This is a genomic window from Mesorhizobium sp. B283B1A, assembly GCF_020165735.1.
GTDB classification, from domain to species: Bacteria; Pseudomonadota; Alphaproteobacteria; order Rhizobiales; family Rhizobiaceae; genus Mesorhizobium; species Mesorhizobium opportunistum.
Genome location: NZ_JAIUIQ010000014.1, coordinates 15,892 through 40,459, shown reverse-complemented (window position 1 = coordinate 40,459; position 24,568 = coordinate 15,892). Strand labels below are relative to the sequence as shown.

The following is a 24,568-nucleotide window of genomic DNA, read 5'->3' as shown; positions in this document are numbered from 1 at the left end:
GATGTTCTTTCGTTTTGTGGAGGTGGATTGGGCCATGCGGTGGTGCGATCAAAGCACTTCGGCAAGGAAGTGCTTCAGACGCGCGCTTTTCGGAGTGTCGAAGATCGCGGCGGGCGCGCCGGCCTCGATGACACGGCCCTCATCCATGAAGATGACCTGATCGGCGACCTTGCGGGCAAAGCCCATTTCATGGGTCACCACGACCATTGTCATGCCACGCCGGCCGAGGTCCGCCATCAGGTTGAGGACGCCTTTCACCAGTTCGGGATCGAGAGCGCTGGTCACTTCGTCGAACAGGATGACCTCGGGGTCCATGGCAAGCGCACGGGCGATTGCCACGCGCTGCTGCTGGCCGCCGGAAAGGCTCCCGGGACGATGGTGTTTGCGGGCGGCAAGGCCAACATCGGCCAGGCGCGCCTCGGCGATGCGCTCGGCCTCCGGCACTGGAATGCCCTTGACCGTGGTCAGGGACAGCATGACGTTCTCCAGGGCTGTGTGGTCGGGAAACAGGTTGAATTGCTGGAACACCATGCCGACACGCCGGCGCAATTTTTCGGGCTTCATCGCCAGGATGCTCGCGCCGTCGAGCAGCACGTCGCCGCCTTTGGGCTCGACCAGGCGGTTGAGGCAGCGCAACAGCGTCGACTTGCCCGACCCCGACGGACCAATGACGCATGTGACCGTGCCCGGCTTGACCGTCAGGCTGACGCCCTTGAGGACATCGAGATCGCCATAGGCCATGTCGAGATCGGTGATGGCGAGACTGCCGCCCTTGAACCGGGGAAGCGCCGGACTGCCGTCGGGGCTGGTCTGCGAAGATGGACCGCCGATCGCGCTTTCCAGTTCGCTCACCTCGGCGAGGCCGCTGGTGACGAGGCCTGCCTTTTGCTTTCCGACCCGCAGCGAGTTGTCGATGTAGTTGACAACGTGGGTCAACGGCACGGTGATGACGAGATAGAACACGCCAGCCAGGAGCAATGGCGACAGGTTTCCCGTGACCACCGCCTGGTCCTGGCCGACACGAAAAATCTCGCGCTCCGACGCGAGCAGGCCGAGGAAGTAGACCAGGCTCGAATCCTTGACGTTGCCGATGAACTGGTTGACCAGAGCCGGCAGGACGCGGCGGATGCCTTGCGGGACCACGATCAGCCGCATGCCCTGTCCGTAGCTCATGCTCAGAGCCCTGCAGGCTTCCATCTGTCCACGCTCGACGCTCTGGATGCCCGAGCGGAAGATTTCCCCGATATAGGCGCCGGCGATCAGACTGAGGGCAAGGATGCCGAGCGGATAGGGCGAAGGCCCAAAGATTTCGCGGCCGATGCGGGCGAAACCCTGGCCGATCAGAAGAATCGTGACGATCGCCGGAAGGCCCCGGAAAATGTCGGTATAGACCCGGGCCGGAATGCGCAGCCAGCGTGATTGCGAAATGCCCATGACAGCAAGGATCATGCCGAGGACAACACCGATCACCGTGGACGCAGCGGCGAGGATCAAGGTGTTCTTCAGCCCGATGGTGATCATGCTCGGCAGCACGTCCGCCATGGCCTGCCAGTCGAGGAAACTGCGCCGCAGGTTTTCAAGCCAATTCATTCGACCCCTTTCCATTGCTCCGTTCGCGCAGCCAAAAAACCGGGCGAAAACATGTCCCAGCCGCCGGCCATCACGGCCGGCGGCTGGGTGCGCGGTTACTTCTTGGGGAGGTACTGGTCAGGCATCGGGGAACCGGGGAACCACTTCTCGTAGAGCGTCTTCCAGGTGCCGTCCTGCATCGCCGCATGCAGGGCGGTGTTCAATGCCTCGCGAAACTTGTCGTTGCCCTTGCGCAGGACGAAGCCCGCGGGTGCGTCGAAGGAGGGGATGTTCACCGCGATCTTCAAGTCCGGATAGCGCTCGCCAAATTGCTTGGCGGCCTCATAATCGAGGAAATGCGCGTCGACTGTTCCGTTGTTGAGCGCGGAAATGGCCGAGTTGTTGTCGGGAAATTTGACCAGATCGGTTCCGACAAAATTCTTTGTCGCGTAAATTTCCTGCAACGTACCCTGGACGACGCCGAGGCGCTTGCCCTTGAGCCCGTCCGCCGAAGTAATCGCCTTATCCGCGGTAAGCACCGACAGGTAGCCTGCGAGATAGCCGTCGGAAAAGTCGACAGTCTTCTTGCGCGCATCCGTCGTGCCGATCGCGGCGACCGCGACATCGAAGCGTCCATTGGCAACCGAAGGCATCAGCGCCGAGAATTCCTGGCCGGTGAAGATCACCTGGTCAGGCTTGAAACCAATGCGGCTCGCGACGTTCCGAAACAGTTCAATGTCGAATCCGGTGAACGTGCCATCCGCCAGTGTGAAAACGTACGGTTTGGCGTCCCCCATGGTCCCGACGCTGATGGTCTTCGCATCGATGAGGCCATAGGGATTGTCATCCGCCGCGGCAGCCCGCGAAACCAGACCCGATCCGATGCATAGAACCATAAGTGCCATTGCGCCGGCCCGGACCGGTGACATCAACGACTTGAGAATTCCAATCCTGCTCATGTCTTCTCTCCACTCTGAAGGTCTGTTTTTCTTGGTATTTGCGTTGAGACGTCGTTCCACGGCTCACATCTTCCAGCGCCAGGGATCGCGGCTTGCCGACAGGCCCTTATTCTGCCGGTCGCTGTAAAAGAGATCGGTCTCTTATTGCGCGAGACCGGTCTCTTTGGTAAATCGTTATCGCCAGATTGACCTTCCGTCAACAACTCTTGTAGTCGTTCGTCCGATGAAAAGAACCGCGCCCAAAACCCAGTCGATAACGGTCAGCGACGTTGCACGCGCGGCAAACGTGTCGAAAGCGACAGCCGCGCGCGTGCTCGGCGGATACGGTGTTGTCAGCGATACGATCCGCGCGGACGTCATGGCCGCGGCCAAGGCGCTGGATTATCGTCCCAACGAACTGGCCCGCAGCATGACGACCGGCCGGTCCGGCATCATTGGGGTGGTGGTCGGCGACATCGAGAACCCGTTCTTCAGCCTGGCGGTGCGCGGCATCAGTGACGCGGCAAGGGCAGCCGGATTCAACGTAATCCTGTCCAACTCGGGCGAGAGGATCGAAGCCGAAAAGGCAGCCGTGCGGCTTTTGATCGGCAAGCGTGTCGACGGGCTGATCGTCACGCCGTCGGAATCGCGCGACATATCACACCTGCGCGACATCCATCGTTCTGGCCGGCCGCTTGCGCTGCTCGACAGGGCGTTGCCCGACCTGGATGTCGACACCGTCACCGTTGACGATCGCGGCATCGCCATGCGGGCAACCAGCATCCTTGCGGATGCCGGCCACCGCAACATCGCCTATGTGACCGCGGTCGACGCAGAAGGGCAGGAATACCGCGATCTCGGGCAAATCTACACGTCGTCGGTCCGCGAGCGTATCGACGGTTTCCTCACCGTGTGCCGAGAGGCTGGGATGGACCGGCCAGAGCGTCACGTTTGCCTTGGCGCAACAAGCCCTGTCGAAACCCGAAGGATTGCCGAGAAGCTGCTGTCCGGACCAGATCGTCCGACGGCGATCCTTGCTTCCGACAGCGTCATAGCGCTGGAGATATTCAAGGTGATCCGCGAGCGCGGGTTGCGGGTTCCGCAGGACATTTCGCTGATCACCTTCCATGATGCGGATTGGACGAGCGTGACAACCCCGCCCATCACCGTCATCGACCAGCCCGTCTACGCGCTTGGCAAGGGTGTCGCGGAATTGCTCATCCGGCGGTTGAAGGGCGACACACAACCGCCCGAAAGGCTTATCCTGCCGACCACGATCATTGAACGCGGATCCGTCGGCCCGCCCCCGGACAGAAGGCCGTAGACGCCAGTCGTTCTTGGTGACGCGGCCGCAGCTCAGCCCAGCAGATTGCGCGCCGTGCGCATGAAAATCCTCGAGCCGATCGGGATCAGGTCGTCGGGAAAATCATAGTCGGGATTGTGCAGGGCAGGGTGCCGCTCGCCGGCGCCGAGGAAGAACATGGCCGACTTGGCGCTGTGGCCGAACAGGCCGAAATCCTCCGAGGCGCGCATCGGCAGGGCTTCTTGTCCGTGCGTCACACCCTCTTCGTCGAGCGCACGCTTGAGATGCTCCACGGCGTCCGGTGCGTTGACGCTGGCGACGAAGATCTCGTGGTAGTCGGAGCGCGCGGAAAGGCGATGCCGGCCGGCGATCTCGGTGACCAGCGCTTCGGCGGCGGCGCACAGATCCGCCATGCGCTCGTCGCGGCGGGTGCGCAGCGTCGCCCAGACCTCTCCGTGCGCGGGCGCGATGCCGAACACGGCTTCGCCTATCGCGGCATGGGTGATGGTGACCATCGAGAAATCATCGTCGGCGAAGGTCGCGCGGCCGAGCGCGGGCAGAGCCGGCATCAGCTCGCTGATCGCCAGCATCGGCGAGATGCCGGTTTCGGGCATGGAAGAATGCGCGGTCTTGCCCTCCAGCACGATGCGCATGCCGCGCGAGGCGCAGTTGACCACGCCGGGCTTGAGCCGCACCTCGCCGAACGGCACGCCGGGCAGGTTGTGCAGCGAGAACGCGAAATCCGGCGCGATCTCGCCGAAACGGGGATCGGCGACGACGCCGGCCGCGCCATTGCCGGTTTCCTCAGCCGGCTGGAACATCAGCACGACGCGGCCGCTGGCAGGCCGCTCGCGCCCGAGCTGGCGGCCGAGCGAGGCGAGGATAGCCGTGTGCCCGTCATGGCCGCACATATGCGACTTGCCCGGCACGCGTGAGGAGTGCGGCACGCCCGACAGCTCCTCGATCGGCAGCGCGTCGAGTTCCGAACGAAACAGGACGGTCGGTCCGTTTTTGCCGCTGTCGTATATGGCCGCGACGCCGTGGCCGCCCAATCCGGTCAACACTTTGTCCGGTCCCGTATCGGCGAGGAAGGAGACGACCTCTTGTGCCGTCTTCTCTTCTTCGTTCGAGATTTCCGGCTGCTGGTGCAGCATGCGCCGCCACTCGGTCAGCTCGGCGATGTCGCGATTGGTCAAGGTCATGCTTTGCGCCTCTGCATCAAAAACCGATGATGAATTGCTAGCGACAAATGACCCTGCCTGCCACGGTCCAAGTGCCGGGCTTCAGCGGGCCAGAAGCGTGGCGATGTCCCGCGAACGGTCTGCAGACCGTTCGCAGCAGCCGACGCCGCCGCGAACGGGGCTCGGGATTGCCTTACTGATTGATCTCGGGTTCGACCAGCTTTGCCAGGTTCCTGAGCGACTCCTGCCAGCCGAGATAGCAGGCCTCGACCGGAATGACGTCCGGGATGCCGGCCTGGGTGATGTCGATTTCGGTGCCGACCGACACTTTTTTCAAGGTCACCGTCACCTGGATCTCGCCGGGCAGATTGGGGTCGTCGAACCTGTCGGTGTAGCGCAGGCGCTCGCCGGGGACGAGTTCGAGATACTCGCCGCCGAAGGAATGGCTGCCGCCGGTGGTGAAGTTGCGGAAGGACATCTTGAACGTGCCGCCGACCTTGGCTTCGAACTGATGGACCGTGCAGGTGAAGCCGTTCGGCGGAAGCCACTTGGCCAGCGCGTCGCCTTCGACAAAGGCGCGATAGACCTTTTCCGGACTGGTGGTGAGAACGCGGTGCAAACGTACGGTACCGGGCATATCCTATCCTTTCATGATGCCTGTTCGACGCCCCTAGGACGAACGGGGCCTGGCCAGCCCGACACAGGCTGTCAGATTTTTCGGGGCTCGGCTACCGGCCTGTCTGGCCATGGCCCGCGGCGGCTCAGGCCGATTTGGGACTCGATTTTATGACGCCTGGCCCAATCGCCGAAAACCAGGAACCGGATAGCCATTATGAGGAGAGTGTTTATAACGGTCGCTGAGATCGAGATGACCAAGGGGAGACGATGCGTTACATACGTCCGCTTTCAATAGAAGATGCCGTTGGCCAGTTGGCCGGATCGGCCGGCACATCGGCCATTCTCGCGGGAGGCAGCGACCTCCTGGTCAGGATGAAGGGCGGGTTTGTCGAACCCGACCTGATCGTCGACATCAAGGCGATCGCGTCGCTGGGCGAGATCAGGGAAACGGCCGAAGGCTTCAGCATAGGCGCGGCCGTGCCCTGCGCGGTGCTCGGCGAAAACAAGGCCCTGAAGAAGGCCTGGCCGGGCGTCGTCGAAGCCGCCAAGCTGATCGGCTCGAAGCAGGTGCAGGGGCGCTGCACCATCGTGGGCAATCTCTGCAACGCCTCGCCGGCGGCGGATAGCGTGCCGGCACTGGTCGCGGCCGGCGCCAAGGCCATGATCGTCGGCCCCTCGGGCAAGCGCACGGTTCCCGTCGAGGCGGTGCCGACCGCTCCGGGCAAGACGTCGTTGGCCAAGGGCGAGATCATCGAGGCGATCCTGCTCGACAGCCAGGCGCCGCGCTCGGGCGATGCGTATCTCCGGTTCATTCCGCGCACCGAGATGGATATCGCCGTGGTCAGCGCCGGGGTGAACCTGACGATCGACGAACACGGCGTCATCAAGGCGGCCCGCGTGGCGTTGGGTGCAGCAGCACCGACTGTGCTTCTGGTCGAGGAGGCCGCCGAGGCGCTTATCGGCAGGAAGCTCGACGAAGCGGCACTGGAGCGGCTCGCCAAGGTCTGCGCGGGCGCCTGCCGCCCGATCGACGACAAGCGGGGTACAATCGATTTCCGTAGGAAGGTCGCGGGTGTGCTGGCCAGGCGTGCCGCCACTTCGGCCTATACACGTGCAGGAGGCAAATGATGGCCGGCGTAGCAGTCTCAACCACAATCAACGGCGACAGCGTCGAGTACCTTTGCCAACCTGACGAAACGCTGCTCGACGTGCTGCGCGACCGGCTCGGGCTGACCGGCGCCAAGGAAGGCTGCGGCACCGGCGACTGCGGCGCTTGCAGCGTCATCGTCGACGACCGGCTGGTGTGCTCGTGCCTGGTGCTCGGCGCGGAAGCCGAGGGCCGGCGCATCGAGACCGTGGAGGGCATGGCGCATGGCGACAAATTGCATCCGCTCCAGCAGAAGTTCCTCGAACACGCAGCGCTGCAATGCGGCATCTGCACGCCCGGTTTTCTGATCGCCGCAAAAGATCTTCTGGCCAAGAACCCCGATCCGACCGAGGAGGAAATCCGCTTCGGCCTGGCCGGCAACCTTTGCCGCTGTACCGGCTACGACAAGATCGTACGCGCAGTCCAGGACGCGGCGAACGTGATGAAGGGAGCGCACGCATGAACTTCGATCCGCGTTTTTCCGGGCGTAAATTCGCATCCGTCGGCACGCGCCCGATCCGTCCCGACGGCGTCGACAAGGTGACCGGCCGCGCCCGCTACGGCGCCGACTTCAACATGGCCGGGCAATTGGTCGGGCGCATCCTGCGCAGCCCGCACGCGCATGCGAAAATCCGCAAGATCGACACCTCGAAGGCGGAGAAGCTTGCCGGCGTCAAGGCGGTGATCACGGCGAAAGACCTGCCCGACCTTACCGACGGCGATGCCGCCATGTACGACATCCTCGACAATTGCATGGCGCGCACCAAGGCGCTCTATGACGGCCATGCGGTGGCAGCGGTCGCCGCGGTCGATGCCCGCACGGCCAGGCAGGCGCTGAAGCTTATCGAGATCGACTACGAGGTGCTGCCGCACGTCACCGACGTCGACGAGGCGATGAAGCACCACGCCCCCCTGATCAACGACGCCATCTTTACCGAGGGCCTCGAGGAAAAGCCGGTAAAACCCTCCAACGTCACCAAGCGCAGCCAGTTCGGCCATGGCGACGTCCACCAGGGTTTCGGCCACGCCGATTTCATCGTCGAGCGCTCCTTCAAGACCGAGCAGACGCACCAGGGCTATATCGAGCCGCATGCCTGCGTGGCGAGCGTCTCGTCCGACGGCACCGCGGACCTCTGGGTCTGCACGCAGGGCCATTTCGTCTACCGCCAGCATTGCGCGCAACTGCTCGGCATGGAAGCCTCGAAGCTGCGCGTCACCTCGTCCGAGATCGGTGGCGGTTTCGGCGGCAAGACCCATGTCTGGGCCGAGCCGGTGGCGCTCGCCTTGTCACGGAAGGCAGGGCGGCCGGTGAAGCTCGTCATGACCCGCGACGAGGTGTTCCGCGCCTCGGGTCCGACCAGCGCCACCTCGATCGACGTGAAGATCGGCGCCCGCAAGGACGGCACCATCACCGCCGCCGAAGCGACGCTGCGCTATTCCTGCGGGCCGTATGCCGGCTCCTGGGCCGAGATCGGCGCCATGACGGCGTTCGCCTGCTACAAGCTCGAGAACGTCAAGACGGTCGGCTACGAGGTGCTGGTCAACAGGCCGAAGACCGCCGCCTATCGCGCGCCGTCGGCACCGATGGCGGCTTTCGCGGTGGAAAGTGCGGTAGATGAGCTTGCCAAGGAGATCGGCATGGACCCGGTCGACTTCCGCATCAGGAACGCCGCGCAGGAGGGCACGAGGTCGTCCTACGGGCCGGTCTACGGCCCGATCGGCATCGGCCCGACGCTGGAAGCAGTGAAGAACCATCCGCACATGAAGGCACCTCTGGCCAAGAACCAGGGCAGGGGCATGGCCTGCGGCTTCTGGTTCAATTTCGGCGGCCAGACCTGCACCGACCTGAACATCGGCATGGACGGCTCGGTCTCGCTTGCCGTCGGCACAGTGGACGTGGGCGGGTCGCGCGCCTCGCTGTCGCTGGTGGCGGCGGAGGAGCTCGGTATCGATTATTCCCAGGTTAAGGCGATCGTCGCCGACACGTCGAGCCTCGGTTACAACGACATGACCGACGGCAGCCGCGGCACCTTCTCGTCCTCCATGGCGACGATCTCGGCCGCCCGCAACGCGATAAAGATCCTGCGCGAGCGCGCCGCGCAGATGTGGGACATTGCCGTAGACGACGTGGTCTGGGAACAGGGCAATGCGGTCGCCAAGGGCGAGAAGCACGGCAATCTCGGTAAGCTGTCGCTGAAGGAGATCGCGCTTGAGTCCGGCAAGACCGGCGGGCCGATCGCCGGCCACAGCGAGCTGGTCGCCGACGGCGCCGGCGTCTCCTTCGCCACCCATATCTGCGACATCGAGGTCGACCCCGAGACCGGCTCGACCAGGGTCATCCGCTACACCGTGGTGCAGGATGCCGGCAAGGCGGTGCACCCGACCTATGTCGAGGGCCAGTACCAGGGCGGTGCCGCGCAAGGCATCGGCTGGGCGCTGAACGAGGAGTATATTTACGGCAAGGACGGGCGGCTGCAGAACGCCGGCTTCCTCGACTACCGCATCCCGGTCTGTTCCGACCTGCCGATGATCGACACGCAGATCCTGGAAATCCCCAACCCCAACCACCCCTATGGCGTGCGCGGCGTCGGCGAAACCTCGATCGTGCCGCCGCTGGCGGCGATCGCCAACGCGGTCTCGAACGCGGCCGGCGTGCGCATGACCCACATCCCGATGTCGCCGCCACGCATCCTGGCGGCGATCGAGGCCGAACGGGAAGGCTAGGGCGAAAGCTAGGGATAAGGTGTGTTGAGATTCAGGTCAGGTCGAGCCGAAAGTGGCGGGTTCCGAGAACCGGAGCGGAGCGTACTTGGGGTACGTGAGCACCGGAAGCGCAGGAACCTGCCATTTGCAGGCCGGCCTCACCTGAATATCAGCACACCGTAGCGCCGATGGTCGAAGTCACCCTCTGGGGCGCCCTCGGCCAGCTCGCCGGCGGCAAGAGCAAGGTCGAGGTCGAGGCCAAGGACATCAGGGAGCTGTTCAGGAAATTGGCTGAACAGTATCCCGGGTTTGAACCGTGGATCGACCGCGGGATTGCCGTGGCGATCGACGGGGTGATCTATCGCGATACGTGGTCGAAGACGCTGCCGGAGGGGGCGGAGATTTTTTTGTTGCCGAGGTTGGCGGGGGGGTGAGGAGGCAGGCGGCGCGCGATCGTTTAACATCGAACGTCTTGATAGGGGCTGAGTGCAGTAGGTCCGCTAGTGGCGGGGAAGAACGACAGCGGACCTCAACTTTCCAAGGTCCGATGTCGTGACTTGACCATGCCGGCCATGCGGCAGCATCCGTTTTTCGCTCACAAGCTGTCCCATCTGTGCAACGGCCGCAAAAACGACGTGGTCGCATTGACCGTTACCCCAAGGATGCCGAGCATGCTCGCAATCAAAGTAGTACTAGATTACGCTCGTCGGCGAAGCTTTGACCCAGGGAGGCAGGACACCAGCACATGGAGCGACGGCTCACTGCAATCCTTGCTGCCGACGTGGTCGGATACAGCACGCTCATGGGCGAGGACGAGGTCGGCACGCTCGAGCGGTTGAAAAGTTACCGTCGCGAATTGATCGACCCTGCGATCAGGGAATTCCGCGGCCGCATGGTCAAACTCATGGGCGACGGGGCGCTGGTCGAATTCGCGAGTGTCGTCGATGCCGTCCAGTGCGCTGCTGCGATTCAGCGCCGGATGGCCGTCCGAGACCAAGGTACCTCCGACCCCCACCGCATCCGGTTTCGCATCGGCGTCAATCTTGGCGATGTCATCGTCGAGGAAAACGACATCTACGGCGATGGCGTGAACATTGCCGCGCGGCTGGAGGCAATGGCGGAGCCCGGAGGTATCTGCATCTCGGGCACGGCGTTCGATCACGCGCTGCACAAAGTTGATGTCGGCTTTGCCAGTCTTGGCGAGCAGCGCCTCAAGAACATCGCCGATCCGGTTCGCGCGTATCGGCTGCTGCTGGATCCCGCAGCCTCGGGCAAGGTCGTGGCCGCGCCACACCGGCCGGGTCCGCGCGTCATGATCCTGGCGAGTGTCGCGGTTCTGGTTTTTGCCGTGATTGCCGGCATTTTTGCGTGGCAGAAGTTCTCTGTGTCATCGCGGCCATCGGTTGCCGTGCTGCCTTTTGCAAACCTTGGCGGCGATCCAGGCCAGGACTATTTCGCTGACGGCATCACTGAAGATCTGATCACCGACCTCACCAAGCTTTCCGGTCTGGACGTCATCGCACGCAACTCGGTGTTTGCCTACAAGGACAAGCCAGCGGCGCTGGCGGACGTCGCGCGCGACCTTGGGGTCCGCTTCGTCGTCGAGGGGAGCGTCCGCCGCACCGGCGAGCAAATCCGCCTCAATGCCCAGCTTATCGATACGGCAACGGGCGACAATTTGTGGGCCAACCGATTCGACCGTGGCATGGCCGGCGTGTTTGCCGTCCAGGATGAGATGAGCGGGGAGATCGCCAAGGCACTCGGCATGCAACCTTCGGCAGCGGAAAGCGAGCGCATGGCGCGCCCACCGACCGAAAACCTCGAAGCCTACGACTTCTACCTTCGGGCCGAGCAGACAGCACGGACCGGCCGGCGCAACGGTCTGCGGGAGGCGCTCGCGCTCTACGACAAGGTGGAGGAGCTCGACCCGACTTTTGCCGAAGCCTTCGCGGCGGATGCAAGCATGACAGTCTATATCTGGCGCGAATCTTTCGACGACATCATACAGAGCGCGCCGGCGCGCAAGCGCGCCTATGAGAAGGCTAGCCGTGCGCTGCAACTCGACCCGGACCTGTCGTCGCCTTATGCGATTCTTGGTATCATGCAGGTCGTGGATCGCCGCTACGAGGAAGCCATTGCTTCGGCCGAGCGAGCCGTCGCTCTCGCCCCCGGCGATGCGGAGACGCAAATAGCTCTGGGATATGTGCAACTGTTCGCCGGCAATCATGCCGAGGCAGCCGCAGCGGTCGAGACAGCGCTCAGGCTCGATCCCAACCTTTCACCCATCAACCGGCAAATTGCCGGTCTGGTCTTTCTCATTCAAGGTAGTAACGAAAAGGCGATCGAGGCGCTCGAACGCACCCGCGCCGACGCGCCGTCAGTCGGAGATTTCACGATGACGCTTGGTGCCGCCTACGCCCGCGCCGGCCGCCTGCAGGATGCGAGGGCAGCAGTCGCCGAAGGACTGAGTGCCATGTCTACACCGGGGTCCGATTCATTGTCCGCATATCGGCTCAACGGTGCCCAGTATCGTAACCCGCAGGATTTGGCTCTCATCATCGGCGCGTTACAGCAGGCGGGCTTGCCCGAATGGCCGTTCGGCTTCACCGGCGACGAGCACAACCGCTTGAAGGGCGAGGAGATAGCCTCGCTGGTGCTGGGCCATACGCTGCAGGGCCAGCTTGAACCCGGCCTCCAGCCAGCCTTCCTCCAGATCGGGGGCGACGGCAAAGCAGCCTTCCGCTCCACGACGCGGTTGGTCACCGAGACCATCCGTCTCGATGGCGACCTTTTGTGCGAGCTGAGCGAGAATATGTTCGGGCGCCCCGACTGCGGACCCGTCTACAAACGCCGCGACGATAGAGGCGGCGGCTATTCCTTCGTCAACTCAAGCAAGGTGTTTCACTTCACCGTCGTCCAATAGGCGGACTTGGTCTCAGTGATAATGATCGAGCTTCAGGTTGGCCACGACCTTCGGCCAGTTGGCGTCGGCTTTCGGTATTTCTTCACCCGCATGCGCGGCGAAATTGTCCGCATTGCCGACGTCGTAGATCAGGTAGAGCTTACCGTCGATAATCTTGAATGCTTCCGGATCGACATTGACCGTGACCCCTCCGCCCACGACTTCGCCAGCGCAGTACCCGCCATATTGAGGAGCGTACTTGACCGGTTCGCTCATGAACATTTCCCGGTGTTTCTTGCTGGCGAAATGCCAAGGTGTCCCGAGCCAGTCATAAGTGAACTCTTCGGAGCCCTTCACGGCCTTGCCGTCAGTGAAGTAAGCGACCGTGTCGTAGCCCATGATCGCTACACCGCCGAAATAGCCGGTGTTTACCGAACCGTCGGCCCAAGCCGACCCCGCGCCGGCGACCGCAGCTACCGCGACGAGGGCAGCCGCCCCCAAATTCCGTACCAGCCGTGACTTGATCATGGTGCTCATCTGCATCCTCCGTTAATCGTGGATTTCTGCGCACTTCGCCGCGTTCGCCTCGCGAAGGATTTCGGCCTGGCAGGTACCACCATGGCGTTTGAACAGTCGTATGATATCCGTGTTGCCCTTCCAGAATGCGCGCGTTGTCGGCATGTAGCCATGTCCCTCGGGATGGTTCACATCGGCACCTTTCGCAATAAGGAATTCGGCCAGTTCAATGTGGTTTTCCTCGCCGGCCACCAACAGCGGCGTAGCACCCGCCTTGTTGGCGGCATCGTCGAGCACCGCGCCTTTTTCCAAGAGCAGCTTGGCGATCGGCAGGCTGCCCGAGAAGGCCGCCGCATGAAGCGGGGTGAAGCCGCCCGAGTTCCGCGCCATGACATCGGCACCCTTGCTCAGCAGGAATTTGGCGATTTCCGCCTGGTTGTCGAGCGCCGCAGCGATAAGGAGGGTTGCCTGGTCGCGCGCCCGACTGTCGACGTCGGCGCCGCCTGCCAATGCTTGCTCTACGGCAGCCTTGTCGCCGGCAGCGATGGAATCGAACAACAGTTCACCTGCGGCTGCCCTTGTAGCCACCAATACCAGCATCATAAGTGCCAGCAGTCCGCGCATCACTCAAGGTAGCATATTAGCTTGGAGTCATACAAGCTGCGTTGGGCTCATCGGGGCAGATGCTGGCGGTCGGCGCGGCGGGACATAGCGAACTCGGCCCAAGGCGGGAAAAGGCGTTAGGGCTACTGGCTTCGTTAGTAGGGACGCAGATCCTGTTTTGACCTTTGAAGAGCGCCGATTACCTGGGCGCTGGGCGGCCTCCCGCATAATCGCCTGCTGCTCCGATTGGGATAGCCGGCAACCGCAAACGTGGCCGTTCCAGGGATGTCCGCTTTTGGGATGCTGCTATGATCTGCTCAATGGCCGAGTTGCGGCGCTTAATCCCTAGGGGCGTATAGTCCGCTTTGTTCACAGCTGTCACCGCCGCGGTAACATGTTGGACTACAGCATTTCCCTGGCATCTGAGTTAATATTGCGGCTGAGGGACCCGAATTGAGCCTTGGGAGAGCTGTGTGGACGTCGCCGCTTGGTTGCGAGGCCTCGGCCTCCAGCAATACGAGCAGGCATTCCGCGACAACGCGATCGACGCGGAAGTCCTGCCGGAGCTGACCGATGCCGACCTTGAGAAGCTCGGTATGCTCCTCGGTCATCGCAAGCGATTCCGCAAGGCGGTAGTGGGGTTGGGGACGTGGCCAAGTCATCCCGGCGCGAGCACCGATGACATCGCGGTTCAGAGCGGCACCCGGGAGCTAAGCGCGGAACGTCGACAGCTGACTGTTATGTTCATCGATCTCGTCGCCTCGACGGCCTTGGCGACGCGTCTGGATCCAGAGGACCTGCGCGAGACCATCGGAGCGTATCACCGTTGTGTCGCCGATATCGTCCCTCACTTCGGCGGCTTCGTCGCCAAGTATATGGGCGACGGCGTTCTGGTGTATTTCGGCTACCCGCAGGCGCGCGAGAACGCCGCCGAGCAGGCGGTGCGCGCTGGCCTTGCTCTCGTCAATGCAGTTAGGCGACTCCCAGAGCCTGAGCCATTGCGGGTTCGTATCGGCATCGGCACCGGACAGGTCGTCGTTGGCGATCTGATCACCGCCGGCGATGGGCAAGAGCGCGGCGTCGTGGGCGAGACGCCGAACCTCGCCGCCCGGCTGCAAGCTCTTGCTGAACCCGACGCGGTCGTGATCGGGCCGCAAACGCGGCAGCTGGTCGGCGATCTTTTCGAATATCGTGATCTTGGCGCCGTCGAGGTGAAAGGCTTTCCGGAGCCGATCCATCCTTATCAAGTGGTTCGTGAGAGCGCCGTCGAAAGCCGGTTCGAGGCGCTGCATGGGACGACGCCGACGCCGCTGGTCGGGCGTGAGGAGGAGGTCGATCTGCTGCAGCGACACTGGCATCGCGCCAAAAGTGGTGAGGGTCGAGTGGTGCTGCTCTCAGGCGAGCCCGGCATCGGAAAGTCGCGCCTCACCGTCACCTTGCAGGAACGGATCAAGAATGAGCCACACACCCGATTGCGCTATTTCTGTTCGCCGCACCATCAAGACAGCGCGCTCCACCCGACCATTGCGCAGCTAGAACGTGCCGCCGGGTTGGAGCGCGACGATCCGCCTGATAGCAAGCTGGATAAGCTTGCGGCCCTTATTGCCCCGGCCTCGCCGGAGGACGCGGCACTGCTGGCCGACCTACTGTCCTTGCCGACCGAAGGCCGCTTCCCGCCTCTCCAACTGACGCCCCAGCGTAAGAAAGAGAAAACCTTCGATGCGCTGCTCCGGCAGCTCGAAGACCTCGCGCGACAAGGTCCGGTGCTGATGCTCTTCGAGGACGTCCACTGGATTGACCCGAGCTCGCGCGAGCTGCTCGACCTGGTCATCGAGCGGGTGCCGCGCCTGCCGGTGTTGCTTCTCCTCACGTTCCGCCCCGAGTTTCAACCGCCGTGGACCGGGCAGGCGCACGTCACCGTTCTGGTCCTCAATCGACTCGACCGTCGTGAAGGCGCCGCGCTGGTCCAGCGGGTCGTTGGCAGCGGGGAGCTGCCGAGCGACGTTGTCGCGGAGATCATCGAGCGCACTGATGGGGTGCCACTGTTCGTCGAGGAGCTGACCAAGGCGGTGTTGGAAAGCGGCAACGCCAGGACGGTGCTCTCAAGAGCTGCCGCGACGGCGTTGAACGTTCCCGCCACGCTGCATGCTTCGTTGATGGCGCGGCTCGATCGCCTCGGCTCAGCCGTTAAGGAGGTCGCACAGGTCGGCGCGGTTCTAGGTCGGGAGTTCTCCTACGAATTACTGGCAGCGGTCGCACGGCGAAATGCCGCCGAGCTGGATGGCGCACTGGATCAACTCGCCGGCGCTGGCCTGGTGTTCTGCCGCGGGACACGGCCACTGGCCACTTACCTTTTCAAGCATGCGCTCGTTCAGGACGCAGCCTATGGCACGCTGCTGCGCGCTAAGCGCCAAGAGCTACATAAGAGAGTCGCAGACGTGTTGGAGGAAAAGTGGATCGAGATCACGGAAGCGCAACCCGAGCTCCTCGCGCACCACTTTCAGGAAGCGGGGGAGTGGGCGGGCGCGGTCGATCGCTGGCAAAAGGCGGGAGAGGCAGCCCTGGCCAGAGCTGCCACCCGAGAAGCCGTGTCGCACTTTTCCAGTGCTATTGGCTGCAGCAGGAGACTTGGCGATGTGTCCGGCGGCGGCGAGCGGCTGACACGTCTCCACCTTGCGATGGCCAATGCCTTGATGCAGGCCGAAGGGTATCGTTCCGAGCGCCTTGGTAAAACACTTGACGATGCACGTCTTGCCGCCGCGAGCACTGCATCGGTCGAATTGCGATGTGAAGCCGCGCTCTCACTCGCGCCATTCTATTTTGCATCCGGCCGCAACTACGATTACCTAGTCATGGTGGAAGAGCAGCTCGCAAGCTCTTCTAATTTCCTTCCCAAGACCTATCTGAGCGGCCTTTTGGCTGCCGAAGGGATGGCTCACTACAACCGGGGAGAGCAGTCGATGGCCGCGGACGCCTTGCGGAATGCGCTGGGTTTGATTGATGGTGTCGACGAAGACCGTCGTATTTTGTTCGCCGGCGTGGATCAGCGTCTTGCGGCCCTGGGTTATTTTAGCGAGTCATTGCTGATATTAGGTTTCTTTGACGCCTCAGTCGAAACGAAGGAGCTCATTTTTCAACACTTTGCTCAGCTCGAGAAGCCCTTCGACCTCGCTTGGTTCCTCCTGGAGCGGTGCGAATTGGAAGCGCTACTCGGTCAATACGAACAACTGCTGAAAAATGCTAACGAGATAGTCGAGATTTCTGAACTCCATGGCTACACGGCACGTCGAGGCAGCGGCCTTAGGTGGCGTGGCCATGCCCGCGCGCATCTGGGCGAACTGGACGCTGGCATCGATGATATCGGGGAGAGCATTGGTCTTTGGCGTGGGCAGGGCGTCGTATTTCATACCCCTGAGAAAATATGCGCACTTTGTGATCTACTCCTAAGAGCTGGTCGCCTCGAAGAGGCATCTCAGATGCTTGATAACGTCGATGCGCTCGTTTTCGATACGGATGAAGCGAGCTACCTGGCAGAATGTGTTCGCCTTCGTGGCCAAATCGCCGCGTGCAGAGGCGAACTGATGGAAGCCACACATCTATTCGAAAAGGCAATTACTGCTGCTCGTCGGCAGCAAGCGAGGCTCTTCGAGCTTCGTGCCACAACCCAACTCGCACCAGTTCTGGCACGTCAAGGTCGTGTCCATGAGGCCGCGACGCGTCTGCAAGCGGTGGTCCACACATTCAACACCAGGTATCCATTCGTCGACCTCATCGCCGCACAAAGGGCGCTGGACGCCCTGGGCCATTGAGGTCGAACCATCTGAGTCGGTTGCGACAACGTAGTTTGCATCGATTTGATGCAAGCTTGGCTCGTTGCGCGCCCGAGACTCGTGTTCGTTCGTTTGGACTGGAATGTAACGGAATGGTTGAGATGAGACGTTCACGCTTGTTCCCGCGTAGGTCCGAACATGGCGCAAGCGCGACCTTCAGTATGGTCAGCTGCGATGTCTGCTTTCGGGCGGACGCGAAATCCTCGGCTGCGGCCGCCATTGGGCGCAAAGCAGTCATTCAGGATCAGCTCTCGCTCTAGTCGTTCTCCGGCACCGGCTAATGACGGATCTGGCCTTCGGGGGCGCCGTCTCACGCATTGCGGTCGTGACAACCGGGATGCCAGGCAGCGGGGGCAGACAAGGCATCCGTGCTTCGGGTAGAGTTCCGCCGAAAGCGCCCAGGAGACCATCGAGGTGAATGACGCCGCCGCCGCCCCAAGACCACTCGCCGAGATCGCCAGCTATCACGCCCACATCTACTACGGCGGGCAGGCCGAGCGGCAGCGGGCCGAATGGCTGCGTCTTCGCATTGGCGAGCGGTTTCGCGTGCGCCTGGGGGCCTGGCATGACCAGAAGGTTGGGCCGCATGAGCAGGCGATGTTCCAGGTCTCGTTCGCCAACGAGGTCTTTGCTTCGCTCGTGCCGTGGCTGATGCTGAACCATTGCGGCCTGAGCATCCTCATCCACCCGAACACCACCAACCCCAAGCGCGACCATCTGGTCGATCCGGTCTGGATAGGCCGGCCGCTGGGGGTGCATGGCGATGTCCTGCCGGACGAGCATGAGGCGGAAGAGGCGCTGGAGCCTAATACCGAGCCGTCGCTGCCGGCGTAGCGTTTTCGCTCTTTGCTCTGACGCAATTCTCTTGGGAAAGCGCTACGCGGTTTTCCCGGGAAAACCGCTCACACTTTCCTGGAATTGCTTCTAGAGCAGTTCACCGTTAAACAGAACCGGAGAACTGCTCTAACTCTTTGTTTTAACGCAATTCCGGACGGAAAACCGTTTCACACTTTTCCTGGAATTGCTCTAGTGCACCACCGCCCGCAACCGCTCGCGCAGCTCCCGCGGCGCCACGTCGTACCGGCTCTTGAAGGCGCGGGAAAAATGCGCGCTCGAATTGAAGCCGCAGGCAAAGGCGATTTCGGAGATGGAGACCGAGGCGCGGGCGGGCGACAGCAACTCTTCCTTGCTGCGTTCGAGCCGGCGGTCCCAGACGAAACGCTCCAGTGTGGCCCCTTCGCCTTCGAAGGCGCGGTGCAGATAGCGCCGGGAGCAGCCCATGTGGCGGGCGATATCCTGCGCCGACAGGCTGCTGCGCGCCAGGTTGGCGTCGATATAGGCGACGATGCGCTCGCGCAGGGCTTCGAGCGGCGAGCGGCGGAATTCGGGCGCCATCGGCTTGGCCTGGATCAGGCCGTTGACGAGCTGGACCAGGCTGTCGCCGACGCGCCGGCTGCCGGCCTCGTCCAGCTTGTGCGCCTCGCCGATCGCCATCTGCATCAGGCCGGAGACGATGTGGGTCAGGCTGTCGCCATTGCCGGGCAGCGGCAGCGGGGCTGAGAGGCGGGCGAGCGTGTCGTCGCCGAAGGTCGAGCGCGGCACCTGCAGGATGAGCTGGTCGACATCCGAGAGGTTCTGCAGGGAATAGCTGCGCACCGGGTCGTAGATAACAGCCGATTGCGGGCCGAGGTCGACGGCGACCTGCTGCTGCTCGAAGCGGCTGCGGCCGCGGCGCTGCACCAGGATCTTGATCGCGTCGGGATCGAAGCTGCGCCAGAACAGCCGGTCGTTGACCACAAGATGCGAATTGGCCTTGATCTCGGACAGCCGGCAGGCGCCGAGATTGACCGAGACGAGCTGCGGGATCGACGGCACCGTGCCGCGCGGGAAACGCTGGGTGATCGGGCCGAACAAAAGGCGCGATGTCGACAGGAAAGCCTCGCCGTCGGCGACGCTGACGTGATGGGTGGCGTGCATCTTGTTCCTCCTCCAAACAGTTCCTGTCTTTTCGCCGGCCCGTCTTGATGCGGGCCTTCTGGGTGCGGACCTTCTTGCTGCGGCTTTCCTGGTGCGGGCCTTCTTGATGCGGATTGTGGGGGCGGTCATGCCCGGATGCAACGACCAACAACTTAACATGATAATTATCTCGACCGCAACGGCACTGATGCATGCCAGCCAGTCCCGCAAATGGTCGGCTATTCGATCTAATTTCTTTGCAAGCCGTTAATTTGGCCGTGCTGTTAATAAGTTCTTTCTAATGCATGTCGACCGGAACCGCGCAGCGGTTTCGGGATAAGGACATGCGCAAAACTGATTGGTTTGGCGCGGGGTACGCAATGACCAAGAATCTCGGCAACGCACGCTATGTGCCGCCCAAGGACACGAAAGCTTCCTTCCTCAGCAAGGCGGCGCCGGCGCTGTTTCCGCTCATCGTGGCGGCGCTAGGGTACATGATCGGGCGGCAGTTCTTCGGCATCTAGGCCGCAAAACCCTGGGCGAGGGCATCAGGCGCCGGTCTCGGTTGCCGCCTCCTCGGCTTCCGCTCGCCTGACGCGCTCGCTGGCCAGGAGCACGACCGGGCAGGCGACCGCGGCCAGCACCGCCGTGGCGGTGTCGCCGAAGAACAGCTCTTCGCCGGGCCGCTGGGTGACGCCCATCACCACCATCGCCGCGCCCTTGGTCACTTCCCTGGCGATCGCCTTGTCCGGCGTGGCGCGGGTGCGGATCGCGGTGTCGACGGCGACGCCGTAGCGGTCGGCGAGATCGACGACGTCCTTCAGCACGGCTTCCTCGCGGCGATGCGAAACCGAGCCCGGCCGACTGCCCTTGCGGACCTGTGAGACATAAAGAACCTTGACGCGGGCGCGATGCGGCCGCGCCAAGGCAAGGGCGAAATCGGCGGCGCGCCGTGCGACCTCGGTGCCGTTGACGGGGACCAGTATCGTGGTGCCGGCGCGCAGCATCGGCATCTTGCCGGTGGATTTGGCGCCATTCAGCACCAGGCAGAGCGGGCCGTCGAAGCCGCTGGTGATGTCGTTCAGGGCGCCGCTGAAGGTGGCTTTGTCGGTCAGTGCGTTCTCCAGCCCGACCAGCAGGAGGCCGTAGCCCTTGCGGGCTTCCGTCGCGATCGTCTCGGCGGTGGCTTCGAGCTCGGTGCGTGCCGTGAGGTGGACCTTGTCGACGGGCGTGTCTTCGGCCTTTCTGACGGCCCTGGCGCTTCTGGCCGCACCCTTCTTGACCTCCCTCGAGGCCCGTTCCGGACCCTTGTCGCGGACAGCGCCGGGCAGTTGCCCGCCCTCGAGGTGGAGAAGCGTGGTCGGCATGCCGCTGCCGCCGCCGACAAGGCCGGCGAGATAGGCGGTGAACTTGCCGGCCGGGCTGTCATCGACCAAAAGCAGCAGACGTTCCAGCCTGGAGACGAAGCCGCGCTCGTCGAGCAGCTCGCGGTCGACACGCTGCTTTTCGGCATTGCCGACAGGCAGCCGGCCAAGCGCCCAGCGCAGCATGGGCGGCATGGCAAGCGTGGTGATGACCGCCATGGTGACGATCATCGTGAACAGATTGTGGGACAGGATGTTCATCGACAGGCCGATGCTGGCGACGATGACCTCGGTCGAGCCGCGCGCGTTCATGGCGCTGCCTACGGCCGTCGCCTCCTTCAATGACATGCCGGCGAAGCGGCCGCCGATGAAGGCGCCGCCGAACTTGCCGACGCTGGCGATCATCACCAGAGCCAACGTCAGCAGCGCCAGCGTCGGATCGGCAAGCACGGTGAGGTCGGCGGACAGGCCCGCCATGCCGAAGAAGATCGGCATGAACAGCGCGGTGATGACGCCGCGCAATTGGCTCTCGATGTGGTTCGACAGGATCGGCGATTCCCCGACCAGTATGCCGGCGACGAAGGCGCCGAGCACGGTATGCACGCCGATCAGGTTGGTGATCAGCGCCATCACGCCCATGATGATAAGGATGACGGTGATGACGGCGTATTCGCTGCGGAAACTGTCATTGCTCCAGCGGATCAGGGTGAACACCAGGCGGCGGCCGATGGTGAAGGAGAACACCATGAACAGCGCCACTTCGGCCACGGTGGTGACGAGCGGCAGCACCTGCAGGCTGCCATTGGTGGCGATGCCGAAGGTGACGGCGATGATCAGCCAGCCGATCGTGTCCTCGATGATGGCCGAGGAGATGATGATCTGGCCAAGATTGCGGCGCATGAAGTTCATCTCGCGCACCACCATGGCGACGATCTTGACCGATGAGATCGACAGCGCGGTGCCGAGGAACAGCCCGGCGACGACGCGCTGCGTCGGGTCGGGCAGCAGCGAGCCCGGCAGGACCTGCGCCAGCGCGAAGCCGCAGGCGAAGGGCACGACGACGCCTGACATCGAGATCGAGAAGCAGGCGGCACCGACGCGGCGCACGAGGCGCAAATCCGTCTCCATGCCGGTCAGCAGCAGGAGGAGCAGGATGCCGAGCTGCGAGACGGCGTCGATCATGCTCTTCTGAGCCGGGTCGGTGGAGAAGATCAGATGCTGCGCGCTTGGCCATATCAAGCCGAACAGCGAAGGGCCAAGCAGGATGCCGCCGATCAGCTGGCCCATGATCGCCGGCTGGCCGTAACGCTGGAAGATTTCACCCAGTCCACGCCCGACCAGCAGCAGAAGTACGATCTCGGCGACGAACAATCCTTCCGCCGAGCCGCCCATGCCGGAGGCGTGACCCACCGGCTGCGCGGCCCAGGCCGTGCTCGCAAAGGCAAAGACGGCGAAGGGGATGAGAATGGCAGGGAGAAATCTCGCTTGCGGGCAGTGCCTGGTCATCCAACCCCTCAACGCGGATCAAGTCCGCACGCCCGATAAACGTGCGATGTAGCGCAAAGTTGCGACGGGGTCGGGCCAATCTGTTTGGGCAAATGCCGACAAAGGCGGCAAGCTGCGTTCGCCCGTCACAATATGGGGAGAAAGACGCTATCGCGGATTGTTTCGCCAATTGTCGACCGTAGGCCGCGACCAAGCGGCTAGCCCGACTTTTTGGCGCCGTCCGGCAAAGCCTCGCCTGGAGGCGGCTCCCAGCCGAAGACGCTGCGGCCGCCGAGCTGGTGCGACTGGTCGAACTCGCCGGCGACGATTTCCTTCAGGCTTGGTCCGGTGACGTAGCGCTCCAGCCGCCGCGCCTGTCCGTCGAGCCGCTGCAGGGCGCCCAGCTCTTCCTCGTTGCCGAGCTTGGCCTTGCGCACCGCGGACTTCATCACCGCGATGGTCTCGTCATAGACTTTCAGCGGCACCGGGAAGGGGTGCCGGTCCTTGCCGCCATGCGCCAGCGAGAACCGCGCCGGATCGGAGAAGCGGCACGGCGCGCCGTGCACGACCTCCGCCACCATGGCCAGTGCCCGCACGGTGCGCGCGCCGACGCCGGGCACCAGCAGCAGTTCGGGAAAATCCGCCGGGCCGCTCTCGATCGCCGCGGAAATATTGCCGTGCAGCCGGCGCATGACGATATCGCTTTCACGCACATCATGGTGGGCGGGCATGATCAGGTTGGGCAGCATCGGCTGGGCGGTGACTGGAGCCGCCGGCGGTTCGATGGCGGCGAATTCACGCACAATCCTGTCGGGGCCGAGCTGGCGCAACAGGTCGAGCTGGCCGCTGCGCGAAGCCTCGGCGCGGCGGTCGGTCAGGTTGACGATCTCACCCTGGCGCCTGCCTTCGATCGCCGCATGCGGCTCGTCGACGAAGCTCTTCAGGCCCTCCGAGAGCCAGTGGTAGCGGCGCGCCAGCTTGCTGTCGCCATTCATGCCTTGCTGGACGACCACCCAGCGGCTGTCGTCGGTGACGATGAAGCCGTGCAGATAGAGGTCGAAACCATCCTGGACGGCGGCGCTGTCGACCTTGGCGACCAGCCGGCTGGCGGTGGCGAGTGCCGTGCCGTCGATGCCGACGCGCTCGCCGATCATCTCGAGCTCATGCGGGGTCTTGCGCGAATGGGTGCCGCGGCCGCCACAGACATGGACGCCGAGTTCGCCCGACAGCGGCGTCAGCCCGCGCTTCAGCGCACCGATGACGCTGGTTGTGATGCCGGAGGAGTGCCAGTCCATGCCCATCACCGCGCCGAAGGACTGGAACCAGAAAGGATGCGCCAGCCGGCGCAGCAATTCGTCGCGGCCATAATGATGGATGATCGCCTCGCACAGCACCGCACCCAGGCGCGTCATGCGATCGCCCAGCCATTTCGGAACCCGTCCGCCATGCAGCGGCAGGTCGGCGCTGCCGCTTCGCTGTGTCACTTCGTTTACGTCTCCCGACCGACGAGTCGCGCCGGCATCCATCGAACTAGATGGCATCGGCGCTGCATTTTACAAGCGGAACCGAACATGCCGTTCGGATACTGATTCAGGATTTCTGCCCATCCAGCTGTTCGGCAATAATTTTTGCGCCCTGCTTCGGGCTAGACATGCACGTCGCCGAAGGACAGTTCGCCATCATCCCCGGGTGTCAGGAAGGCTGCGGCGAACAGTCCGGCATAGAGGACCGCGATCGCCACTACGATGACATATCCCGGAATCGGGCCCAGGGCCGCAGCGCTGACCGTTTGGCGCAGAGTGCCAACGAAACCGGCCGGAACGCCTTGGTCGATCAGGCTCGGCGTCGAGAGCTTGAGTATCCAGGCGAGCAGCAGGATGAGCATCATGTGGATGTAGTTGCGGCGCAAACGACGCGCCAGCGCGACACGCTGCGAGACCAGGAATTTGGGCGCCCGCAGGCTTTCGCCGAGGATCAGCAGCCAGTCGGACGCGAAGTCGGGCTGGGGCGAGAAGATCTGTGCGAAATAGTGTCGCTCGAACTGGCGCACGCGGGCACGATAGACATCGAAGAAACGGTAGCGCCGCGCCTCGATCCACAGCAGCAGCAGGACCAGCAGCATGGCGAACAGCAGGACGCCGTGATGTGCGCTGGCCGTCGACAGCGACACGGACAACATGGCCGCGACAACGGTGATCGCCCAGTTGCTGGTCCGGTCGATGCGGTCACGCCAACCGGCCATGCGCGCAATTTCGGCACGGTGGAAATGGGACATCACGGTAACCAGCTCGCCCGGCGACAGGGACCTGCCGATAGGCGTTGCCGGGGCGTCGTTCATGGGGTTCCTCCGACCTGGATAGAACGTCTTGAAGGCGATCTCGTTCCGCAATCTCACGGCGTCCGCGCGGGGCGATTCGCAGGCGCGTAATCCTGCGGCGACCGTATGGATTCGC

The 24,568-nt window shown here is 63.3% G+C and carries 19 protein-coding genes; 9 read left to right on the top strand and 10 right to left on the bottom strand.

The window, feature by feature from the left end:
* Nucleotides 1-48: 48 nt before the first annotated feature.
* Both LB577_RS33275 and LB577_RS14225 read right to left on the bottom strand, forming a co-directional pair.
* Entirely contained in the window at nt 49-1,590 is a 1,542-nt protein-coding gene (locus LB577_RS33275) for an amino acid ABC transporter permease/ATP-binding protein (protein WP_283257933.1), read from the bottom strand.
* A gap of 95 nt (nt 1,591-1,685) precedes the next feature.
* Nucleotides 1,686-2,528, bottom strand: a complete 843-nt coding sequence (locus LB577_RS14225; RefSeq protein WP_031257791.1) for an ABC transporter substrate-binding protein — start codon at nt 2,526-2,528, stop codon at nt 1,686-1,688.
* Nucleotides 2,529-2,751: 223 nt separating this feature from the next.
* On the opposite strand from LB577_RS14225, the gene LB577_RS14220 reads away from it, so the two are divergent.
* Complete coding sequence (locus LB577_RS14220; protein ID WP_224687160.1) at nt 2,752-3,831, top strand: LacI family DNA-binding transcriptional regulator; 1,080 nt, start codon at nt 2,752-2,754, stop codon at nt 3,829-3,831.
* Between the two features lie 32 nt (nt 3,832-3,863).
* On the opposite strand, the gene LB577_RS14215 is transcribed toward LB577_RS14220, so the two are convergent.
* Both LB577_RS14215 and LB577_RS14210 read right to left on the bottom strand, forming a co-directional pair.
* Nucleotides 3,864-5,012, bottom strand: a complete 1,149-nt coding sequence (locus LB577_RS14215) for an amidohydrolase (protein WP_224687159.1) — start codon at nt 5,010-5,012, stop codon at nt 3,864-3,866.
* A 172-nt stretch (nt 5,013-5,184) separates the two neighbouring features.
* Nucleotides 5,185-5,628 carry an SRPBCC family protein gene (locus LB577_RS14210; RefSeq protein WP_224687158.1) on the bottom strand — a complete coding sequence of 148 codons (444 nt, stop codon included), beginning with the start codon at nt 5,626-5,628 and terminating at the stop codon, nt 5,185-5,187.
* Between the two features lie 248 nt (nt 5,629-5,876).
* Between LB577_RS14210 and LB577_RS14205 the strand changes: the two genes are divergently transcribed.
* The 5 genes from LB577_RS14205 (at nt 5,877) to LB577_RS14185 (ending at nt 12,382) form a co-directional block, all read left to right on the top strand.
* On the top strand, nt 5,877-6,737 hold the full coding sequence (locus LB577_RS14205) for an FAD binding domain-containing protein (protein ID WP_224687157.1): 861 nt from the start codon (nt 5,877-5,879) through the stop codon (nt 6,735-6,737).
* Nucleotides 6,737-7,219 (top strand): (2Fe-2S)-binding protein, encoded by a 483-nt coding sequence (locus tag LB577_RS14200; RefSeq protein WP_013894213.1) that lies wholly within the window; start codon nt 6,737-6,739, stop codon nt 7,217-7,219. Before LB577_RS14205 ends, LB577_RS14200 begins: the two co-directional genes overlap by 1 nt.
* The gene (locus tag LB577_RS14195; protein ID WP_224687156.1) at nt 7,216-9,480 is read left to right on the top strand and encodes a xanthine dehydrogenase family protein molybdopterin-binding subunit; all 2,265 of its coding nucleotides are present in this window, start codon (nt 7,216-7,218) and stop codon (nt 9,478-9,480) included. The genes LB577_RS14200 and LB577_RS14195 overlap by 4 nt, the downstream gene beginning before the upstream one ends.
* A gap of 167 nt (nt 9,481-9,647) precedes the next feature.
* The gene (locus LB577_RS14190; protein ID WP_224687155.1) at nt 9,648-9,893 is read left to right on the top strand and encodes a MoaD/ThiS family protein; all 246 of its coding nucleotides are present in this window, start codon (nt 9,648-9,650) and stop codon (nt 9,891-9,893) included.
* Between the two features lie 311 nt (nt 9,894-10,204).
* Complete coding sequence (locus LB577_RS14185) at nt 10,205-12,382, top strand: adenylate/guanylate cyclase domain-containing protein (protein ID WP_224687154.1); 2,178 nt, start codon at nt 10,205-10,207, stop codon at nt 12,380-12,382.
* A gap of 12 nt (nt 12,383-12,394) precedes the next feature.
* On the opposite strand, the gene LB577_RS14180 is transcribed toward LB577_RS14185, so the two are convergent.
* Nucleotides 12,395-12,904 carry a YHS domain-containing (seleno)protein gene (locus LB577_RS14180; RefSeq protein WP_411969266.1) on the bottom strand — a complete coding sequence of 170 codons (510 nt, stop codon included), beginning with the start codon at nt 12,902-12,904 and terminating at the stop codon, nt 12,395-12,397.
* 6 nt (nt 12,905-12,910) lie between these two features.
* Nucleotides 12,911-13,501: an ankyrin repeat domain-containing protein gene (locus LB577_RS14175; protein WP_224687152.1), complete on the bottom strand. Its 591-nt coding sequence runs from the start codon at nt 13,499-13,501 to the stop codon at nt 12,911-12,913.
* Nucleotides 13,502-13,953: 452 nt separating this feature from the next.
* Here LB577_RS14175 and LB577_RS14170 point away from each other — a divergent pair, with 452 nt between their 5' ends.
* Both LB577_RS14170 and LB577_RS14165 read left to right on the top strand, forming a co-directional pair.
* Entirely contained in the window at nt 13,954-17,289 is a 3,336-nt protein-coding gene (locus LB577_RS14170) for an AAA family ATPase (RefSeq protein ID WP_224687151.1), read from the top strand.
* 435 nt (nt 17,290-17,724) lie between these two features.
* Nucleotides 17,725-18,144, top strand: coding sequence for a DOPA 4,5-dioxygenase family protein (locus LB577_RS14165; protein ID WP_224687150.1), 420 nt, complete (start codon nt 17,725-17,727; stop codon nt 18,142-18,144).
* Nucleotides 18,145-18,336: 192 nt separating this feature from the next.
* Here LB577_RS14165 and LB577_RS14160 read toward each other — a convergent pair whose 3' ends face one another.
* A complete protein-coding gene (locus LB577_RS14160; RefSeq protein WP_224687149.1) occupies nt 18,337-19,287 on the bottom strand; it encodes a helix-turn-helix domain-containing protein in 951 nt (316 codons plus the stop codon).
* Nucleotides 19,288-19,646: 359 nt separating this feature from the next.
* Between LB577_RS14160 and LB577_RS14155 the strand changes: the two genes are divergently transcribed.
* Nucleotides 19,647-19,790 carry a hypothetical protein gene (locus LB577_RS14155; RefSeq protein WP_013894220.1) on the top strand — a complete coding sequence of 48 codons (144 nt, stop codon included), beginning with the start codon at nt 19,647-19,649 and terminating at the stop codon, nt 19,788-19,790.
* A 24-nt stretch (nt 19,791-19,814) separates the two neighbouring features.
* Here the strand turns inward: LB577_RS14155 and LB577_RS14150 are convergent, their stop codons facing one another.
* The 3 genes from LB577_RS14150 to LB577_RS14140 form a co-directional block, all read right to left on the bottom strand.
* Nucleotides 19,815-22,022, bottom strand: a complete 2,208-nt coding sequence (locus tag LB577_RS14150; protein WP_224687259.1) for a cation:proton antiporter — start codon at nt 22,020-22,022, stop codon at nt 19,815-19,817.
* Between the two features lie 311 nt (nt 22,023-22,333).
* Complete coding sequence (locus LB577_RS14145; protein WP_224687148.1) at nt 22,334-23,599, bottom strand: DUF763 domain-containing protein; 1,266 nt, start codon at nt 23,597-23,599, stop codon at nt 22,334-22,336.
* A gap of 161 nt (nt 23,600-23,760) precedes the next feature.
* Nucleotides 23,761-24,453, bottom strand: a complete 693-nt coding sequence (locus LB577_RS14140; RefSeq protein ID WP_224687147.1) for a DUF2270 domain-containing protein — start codon at nt 24,451-24,453, stop codon at nt 23,761-23,763.
* Nucleotides 24,454-24,568 lie beyond the last annotated feature (115 nt).